Below are 6,848 nucleotides of genomic sequence, written 5' to 3'. Positions count from 1 at the left end.
TGATATTGATGATATGAAAATTGAAGAAGATGTGACACATGCATGGTACAAAGGAAGTAATTCCCTTCAACCTTGGGATGGTGTAACTGAGCCTGACTATACTGGTTTTGTTGATGGTGACACTGTAAATGGTGAAGCAAAGATCATTGATGAGACAAAGAAATACTCTTGGGTTAAAGCCCCACGTTATGATGGTGAAGCGATGGAAGTAGGTCCTTTGTCATGTTTACTCGTCAATTATGCCAGAGGGAACAAAAAAGTCCAAGTAGAAGTCGGTGCTTTCCTGAAACGTACAGGATTGCCAGTAGGTGCACTATTTACGACATTAGGTCGTACAGCAGCACGAATGTTGCAGACAAAACTGATTTCAGATAATGCGATTACTACTTTTAACTCTTTGGTGGAAAATATTAAAACAGATGACAGTACATACACTAAATTTGAAATAGATCCTTCAAAAGAGTATACAGGTCGTTTCATAGGTGAAGTACCTCGTGGTACACTTAGTCACTGGGTACGTATTAAAAACGGTTTGATCGAAAACTACCAAGCAGTTGTGCCTACAACATGGAATGCAGGGCCTATGGATGGTAATGGTGTTATTGGGCCATATGAAGCATCATTGGTTGGGTTGAAACTTGAAGATCCTACTAAGCCTCTTGAGGTACTTAGGGTCATTCATTCTTTTGATCCATGTATGTCATGTTCTGTACATGTGATGGATATGAAGGGTGTGGAACTCAGTGAATTTAAAGTAAATCCTATGAGCAGTGGAGCAACTTGCTAGAGCTTAAAATAATTTTTTTAATAAAAATGAATTAGAAAGGGAATAAATCATGGGACAAATAGAAAAATACACATCAGACCATCCTGATTTTGTCTACAGCAGTGGCAATAGAATATTACATTGGATAAGAGCACTGGTGATAACAGGGCTTATTATTACAGGTTTTTACATAGCAGATCCATTCCTTTCTTCTGAAGGATCAAGTGATAAATTACTCTTTGGAAAGTGGGCAATGTGGCACTTTATCTTAGGGTTTGTCCTTATATCTTCTGGATTACTGCGTATCTATCTTTTCTTCTTTGGAAAAGACAGTGAAGGGGAATTGCGTTCACTGAAAGATGTCTTTAGTTTAAAATCTTGGATCATATCGTTGAAATCTTACTTTTTTATCGGTGAATTACGTAAAAAAGGTTTTTATGGACCTTTGCAGTTTATTACCTACTTTGCCATTATGGTTTTAGTTGTATTGGCATCTGTTACGGGACTGATACTTTATGTACATGTTTATCATCAGGGTGTTGGAGGCTTGTTATACGAATCTATGCGTACAGTAGAAGCATGGATGGGAGGACTTGCCAATGTACGCTATATTCATCATATTACGATGTGGGGTTATTTGATCTTTATTCCTATCCATATCTATCTGGTTATTTGGTCTGCAATTCGATTTAAGCATAGTGCACTTGATGTAATGTTTACAGGGTATGACTATCATCTAAAAAAAGAACAAGAAAGATCCGATAAAGAAGATAATAAGTGAAAATATTAGTATTGGGTATAGGAAACCTCCTCTTTGGAGATGAGGGCATAGGTGTTCATTTTATCAATTATATAGGTAAAAAATACAGTTTTAAGGGTGAACATCAAATAGATATTGTTGATGGAGGAACACTTGCACAAAGACTCATCCCGATCATTGTGGAGTATGACCATTTGATCATCATCGATACGATCAATGCTCCAGGCGTTCAAGCAGGAGAAGTCTATTTCTTTGATTTTGATGCTGTTCCTGATGCTGTAAACTGGCAGGGTAGTGCACATGAAGTTGAAATGCTGCAAACGCTCAACATGATGGATCTAGCGGGTGATCGTCCACCGACCATGATCATGGGAGTCGTACCAACAATTATAGAGGCAACAGAATTTTCTCTGTCTGAAGGTGTTGCTGATGCTGTACCACTCATGGAAAAAACACTTTTGGATTATTTACATACTATGGGTGTAAATACAATAAAAAAGGCCGAAGTAGATATACAAGCCATTCTTCCAAACTCTTTCAGGGCACTTGATGCATATAGCGTTTAAATTTGAGTATATCCATGATAATGGATTATTTACACGGCTATTAAACCGTATAAATGAACTTTCTGTTATCCCTCTTTCCCTTTATAAAGAAGGTACACACTATAGGATAGAAGCTGCAGGAGACCAGGCTGCCCTTGAAACATTAGCAGAGCAAATATCTACACTTGTTCCTAAATCCCTTTTCTTACGTGATTACAAAATAGAAGAGATACATAAAGAAGAAGATAGTGAGGTTCATACGGTATCGTTACCTGATAGACATACGCCATTTAATGTTCCCTATTGTCCTGAATGTCAAGAGAGTGTAGTAAAGACACTCAATCCATTTAATCCATGTTCTGTTTGCGGATTTAGTGAAACGTCTCTTAATATGGAGGACCTAACTAGATCTACTGGAATTACTGCTCCTACTGAAGAAGCATTTTTCATGCAATTGGCAAATGTTTTGAGTGATACGGGTGAACTTACATTACCTACTTATAATGGCATTCGTCGCTTTTCATTATTAAATTCTAACGTACACAGCAATGATGGTGTACTGTTTTGTAATCCTAGAGATATTTCAGAAAAGTTTCTCATCACCCAAGGAGAGTTAGACTCTCTAATGATGGTGGAAAAACCTACAGTACGTTTAAAAGCAAAATTAATGATGCGTTCTGAATATGAATTGAACGAGCCTTTTTACCCTGTTTTCTTTGCCGATGATAAAATAACACTTGCTCTTTCGACAGCATTGAATAATAAAGGCATTGATGCTGTATTTTCTGATAACATACCGACACTCCGTGTAGCTACTGCATTAGATGAACATCTTATTATTACATCCGGACGTGATATGTTACCTTGGAACGTTCCTATGTCTTTAAAAAATCCTTCATTTTGTAAGTATGATGGTTTTCAGGCTTATGGAGATGCAAATGGCTTGCAGATCAATACATCACTTGATTTGAAGAACAAATCTTACATACGTTATGTAGCAAATGATGATAGATCTCAGGCCAATGGTGCTATCAGTTTTGAACCGGCACATGCAGCACTACGGTCTATCATGGTAGAACATGCACTTGAGGGACAAGCCCTTTGTGGCATACATTTCAGCCGTGAACATACTTCCCATATCTTTTCTTTTTCCAGTAAGATTGGTTATACACCTATGGTGCTGTTCAAAGATGAAGATATAACTCAACCAAGAGATATGCTTGAAGCGATAGCATCTATGGATGAGGGAGGTATGCGCCTTGTCAATAATTTCAAAAATACTTTCCCCGACTTATATGAGAAGATAGTACAGGTACAGTTTAAAAAACATACTTCTGATATTACTAAGATATGGTCTATGGCAGCTGTGTTTATCGATTTGTATGCTGGAAATGATGCAATGAAGTCATGCGAAGTACTTGAAGCAACAGCTATTGAGTTTGGTGGAAAATCAGGACCCCGTATCGATTATAAAGTCATCAGTACAGAAGAAGGATATCAGCTAGATATAAGACTTGCTATCCGCTCGGTAATGAGTTTTAAACTTGCCGGACTTGATGACTATCTACTTAGTTTTGGTTTTATTGATTCTTTGGCAGATTTCATTGCACAACAAGCAGAAGACTCTGATGCAAATATCGGTATTAATGGTGTAACGCTCAGTGGTGGTCTATTTGAAAATCGTCAGTTACTCATGCGAGCCTATAATGCACTTAGCATAAATTACCCAATTTACAGAAATGAGCGTTTGAGTATAGACAATGCTAATGTCGCGCTTGGAGCGATAACCCTTGGTAGTGAATAGAAAGCTAAATATTACAGTATCGGTAGTCGATGGTGAAGAAAGATATGTATCTGATGACATTAGAAATGGAATAGAATAATTCCACTTACAGTAATAATATCTATAGTAAGTGGCGCCAAAATGACTGTGCAATAGCAACAATGAACGCAATACCAACTATATTAAAAACAATACCATACATCGCCATTGTTTTGACAGAGACTGCACCAGAGCTCATTGCTATGGCATTAGGCGGGGTAGCGATAGGCAGCATGAAAGCATAAGAAGCACAGATCGTTGCGACCATCATAATCAGTGTTGCATCGTAGCCCATTTGTTCTGCTACCTTATAAAGTATAGGAAGCATGATAGAGATCAGTGCAGTATTACTTGTGATCTCAGTAGTGAAGGTCACCATCGTAGCAATGATAAGTAAAAAAAGAACCATAGGTATATTCGAGAAGGTGATAAGATGTGAGGCAATCTCTTCGGCCATCCCTGTCTTTGTGACTGCAGCCGCTATTGCAAAACCGGCACCAAAAAGAAACATAATACGGTAAGGAATACGTTCTCTGTCATTCATCCAATCCAATATAGAAAAAGGCGGGGCAAAAAGAAGCAGTCCTGCAGTAAGAAGTATACCTGGTTCACTCAATCCCAATCCATTATAGTATGGTTTGATAGGCGCATTCACTAAAAGTACTACGATCAGTCCAAAAATGACATAGAGTACTTTCTTTTGATCACTTTTAAGAGATTTGACACTTAGATCCGCTTCAATGTGTAAATTTTTAACACCTAATCCCAAAACAAACCCCACGACTACAAACATTATAAGAACTAAAGGTGCAACCATATATATCCACTGTACAAATGGGATAGCCTCCATACCAAACTCTTCCATAATACCAAGAAGTATGAGGTTTGGCGGTGTACCGATAGGTGTCAAAATACCCCCAATACTTGCTCCATAAGCGATACCTAGTGCCAGACGCATTTTGAGTTTTATATCTTCAGTAAGAAACAGAGCGATAGGAAGTAAGAGCAGGGTAGTAGTAGTATTGGAAAGAACTGAACTCAAAAGACCTGATGTAATGATCAGCGCAAAGATAATACCTCTAACAGAACTTGGAAAAAGATTAAGTATTCTGCTGGCAATCACTTTGTGCAGACCTGTTTTTTCTACAGCAATCGCAATCAAAAATCCACCTAAAAAAAGGTAGATAATAGGGTTTGCATAATTAACTGCCGTCTCTTTTGTAGACAATACTCCCGCAGCAGGGAATAATATAATAGGTAACAGTGAAACTACTGCAAGAGGTAATCCTTCATTGGTCCAAAGTGTCACCATAAGTACTATTGCGGCAACCATCAGTGACTGCTGGAGTGTAAAAAATGCTATCATAACTCCAAATGCGATCAAAGAAAATAAAAGTGATAACAATATTTTTTTTGTCTGTTCTGCCATTGACATATAATTATTCCTCATTTAGTTCATTATTGTTTTTTATTGTGCCTCAAAAAACTTAAGAGTAGTTCTAAAATCGAAAGTTAAAAATCTTTTACACAGTGATTGCACACTCAAGCTCTATACTTTATATAAGAAATTCTCGAAAAGGATAAAGTATGGGGTATGCAGGACATGGTTGGGGCATGGGATTTAGTATATGGTGTATTATGATAGTGTTAGGCTTTATTCTATTTTATTTTTTAAAAACTTCTACTAAAAACACAGAAGGGCATTCTTCTGCACAAGACATACTTGATAGACGTTATGCAAATGGTGAGATAAATAAAGAAGAATATGAAGAAAAATCTAATACACTAAAAAGAATTGCATAAAGAGATTTTACCCTTTAAATCTGTAATCATTCTACTCACACAATATATCAAAATACTTTTTTATAGTCATATGACATTTTTTTGACATTTTAATTGTATACTTTCTTCATGAAATTATAAAATAGGGATACTAATGAAAAAAATATTACTTGCAGGAATACTTTTATTAGGTATGAGTGCCTTTGCAAATGCAGAGTCTAATGATGATCTTGATGATGAGTTCAGTGAAGAATCGAATCCGATGGAGATAATTCAAGATTTTATGGATGACTGTAATAATGCAGGAGACTATTTCGGATGTTTTTCAGTAGCAATGAAATACGAGAAGGGCGAAGTACTAGAGAAAGATATCTCAAAAGCGATCGAATACTACGGTAAAGCATGTAAACATGGTTCTGAAGAGGGCTGTAAAATGGCTGAAAAGCTTAAGGCAAAATAACTAAAACTCTTCTAAATATATAAAAGTTTACGTCTATTAAAGTAGGTAGAAATACCATTCACTTTAATAGGCTGAACATTACTCCCACATAACAGTCAAAAATCTAATACTTCATTTAACGTATCATACAGACCACGTTTATACTCTGTATCATCAAGGTAAGAGTGAAGCTTTAGTTGCTTAGTTACTTGATCCTTAAACTGTTCTTGTATCCTCTTTTCTTCCTGCAGATAGTAATAAGTAAGCTCGCCCAGATATTCTAATGCTGTCAGTCTACCTTCTCTATACTTTTCACTTATTTGTAGTGTAGTTGTATTGAACTTGTATAACGTTAGCTGATTAGAACAGTGTTTACTGATTTTTTCAAGTACTTCTTTTGATGTAGGTTTCATATTTGTATTCTGACAGAAAAGTATGGAGTAGGTAAAAAATATGACAAATTGTAATAGAAAATAAATGTTTTATTATGTTATGTTTTTCTTCTCTATAAAATACTTAAGTAAGTATAGCTACAATAATAAACGTTATAAAATATTAAAGGGACCCTCATGAAAAATATAAGCATCCTTATTTTCATCATTTTAAGTATCTTTCTTTTTAATACTTGTGGAGAAGAGACAGAAGAAAATCATACAGATACTATAGAAACCCCTAAGAAAACCTATCTTGATAGTCCTACAAATACTTATGAGAGGCGTATAGAGGCACTTAGT

At 36.2% G+C, this 6,848-nt stretch carries 8 protein-coding genes; 6 read left to right on the top strand and 2 right to left on the bottom strand.

Annotated elements, in window-relative coordinates; all coding sequences use genetic code 11:
- The 4 genes from ABZC96_RS07215 to ABZC96_RS07200 form a co-directional block, all read left to right on the top strand.
- Positions 1-787: nickel-dependent hydrogenase large subunit (locus ABZC96_RS07215; RefSeq protein WP_373030105.1), on the top strand; the 787-nt coding region annotated here is incomplete at its 5' end.
- A gap of 49 nt (positions 788-836) precedes the next feature.
- Entirely contained in the window at positions 837-1,547 is a 711-nt protein-coding gene (gene cybH / locus ABZC96_RS07210; protein WP_373030103.1) for a Ni/Fe-hydrogenase, b-type cytochrome subunit, read from the top strand.
- Complete coding sequence (locus ABZC96_RS07205) at positions 1,544-2,092, top strand: HyaD/HybD family hydrogenase maturation endopeptidase (protein ID WP_373030101.1); 549 nt, start codon at positions 1,544-1,546, stop codon at positions 2,090-2,092. Before cybH ends, ABZC96_RS07205 begins: the two co-directional genes overlap by 4 nt.
- Positions 2,076-3,875, top strand: coding sequence for a hypothetical protein (locus ABZC96_RS07200; RefSeq protein ID WP_373030099.1), 1,800 nt, complete (start codon positions 2,076-2,078; stop codon positions 3,873-3,875). Before ABZC96_RS07205 ends, ABZC96_RS07200 begins: the two co-directional genes overlap by 17 nt.
- A 100-nt stretch (positions 3,876-3,975) precedes the next feature.
- Here ABZC96_RS07200 and ABZC96_RS07195 read toward each other — a convergent pair whose 3' ends face one another.
- A complete protein-coding gene (locus tag ABZC96_RS07195) occupies positions 3,976-5,322 on the bottom strand; it encodes a DASS family sodium-coupled anion symporter (protein ID WP_373030107.1) in 1,347 nt (448 codons plus the stop codon).
- 158 nt (positions 5,323-5,480) lie between these two features.
- On the opposite strand from ABZC96_RS07195, the gene ABZC96_RS07190 reads away from it, so the two are divergent.
- Complete coding sequence (locus ABZC96_RS07190) at positions 5,481-5,696, top strand: SHOCT domain-containing protein (RefSeq protein ID WP_373030097.1); 216 nt, start codon at positions 5,481-5,483, stop codon at positions 5,694-5,696.
- 133 nt (positions 5,697-5,829) lie between these two features.
- The gene (locus ABZC96_RS07185; protein WP_373030095.1) at positions 5,830-6,135 is read left to right on the top strand and encodes a hypothetical protein; all 306 of its coding nucleotides are present in this window, start codon (positions 5,830-5,832) and stop codon (positions 6,133-6,135) included.
- A gap of 95 nt (positions 6,136-6,230) precedes the next feature.
- Here ABZC96_RS07185 and ABZC96_RS07180 read toward each other — a convergent pair whose 3' ends face one another.
- The gene (locus tag ABZC96_RS07180; RefSeq protein ID WP_373030094.1) at positions 6,231-6,527 is read right to left on the bottom strand and encodes a hypothetical protein; all 297 of its coding nucleotides are present in this window, start codon (positions 6,525-6,527) and stop codon (positions 6,231-6,233) included.
- Between the last annotated feature and the right edge of the window lie 321 nt (positions 6,528-6,848).

Origin of the sequence: Sulfurovum sp. (genome assembly GCF_041551015.1) — a bacterium.
In the GTDB taxonomy this organism is placed as follows: domain Bacteria; phylum Campylobacterota; class Campylobacteria; order Campylobacterales; family Sulfurovaceae; genus Sulfurovum.
This window is presented reverse-complemented; position numbering and strand designations above follow the sequence as displayed.

Coding starts and splice junctions, on each gene's coding strand:
- ABZC96_RS07180 (WP_373030094.1), bottom strand. CDS start 6,527: ATGAAACCTACATCAAAAGAAGTACTTGAAAAAATCAGTAAACACTGT.
- cybH (WP_373030103.1), top strand. CDS start 837: ATGGGACAAATAGAAAAATACACATCAGACCATCCTGATTTTGTCTAC.
- ABZC96_RS07185 (WP_373030095.1), top strand. CDS start 5,830: ATGAAAAAAATATTACTTGCAGGAATACTTTTATTAGGTATGAGTGCC.
- ABZC96_RS07195 (WP_373030107.1), bottom strand. CDS start 5,322: ATGGCAGAACAGACAAAAAAAATATTGTTATCACTTTTATTTTCTTTG.
- ABZC96_RS07190 (WP_373030097.1), top strand. CDS start 5,481: ATGGGGTATGCAGGACATGGTTGGGGCATGGGATTTAGTATATGGTGT.
- ABZC96_RS07200 (WP_373030099.1), top strand. CDS start 2,076: ATGCATATAGCGTTTAAATTTGAGTATATCCATGATAATGGATTATTT.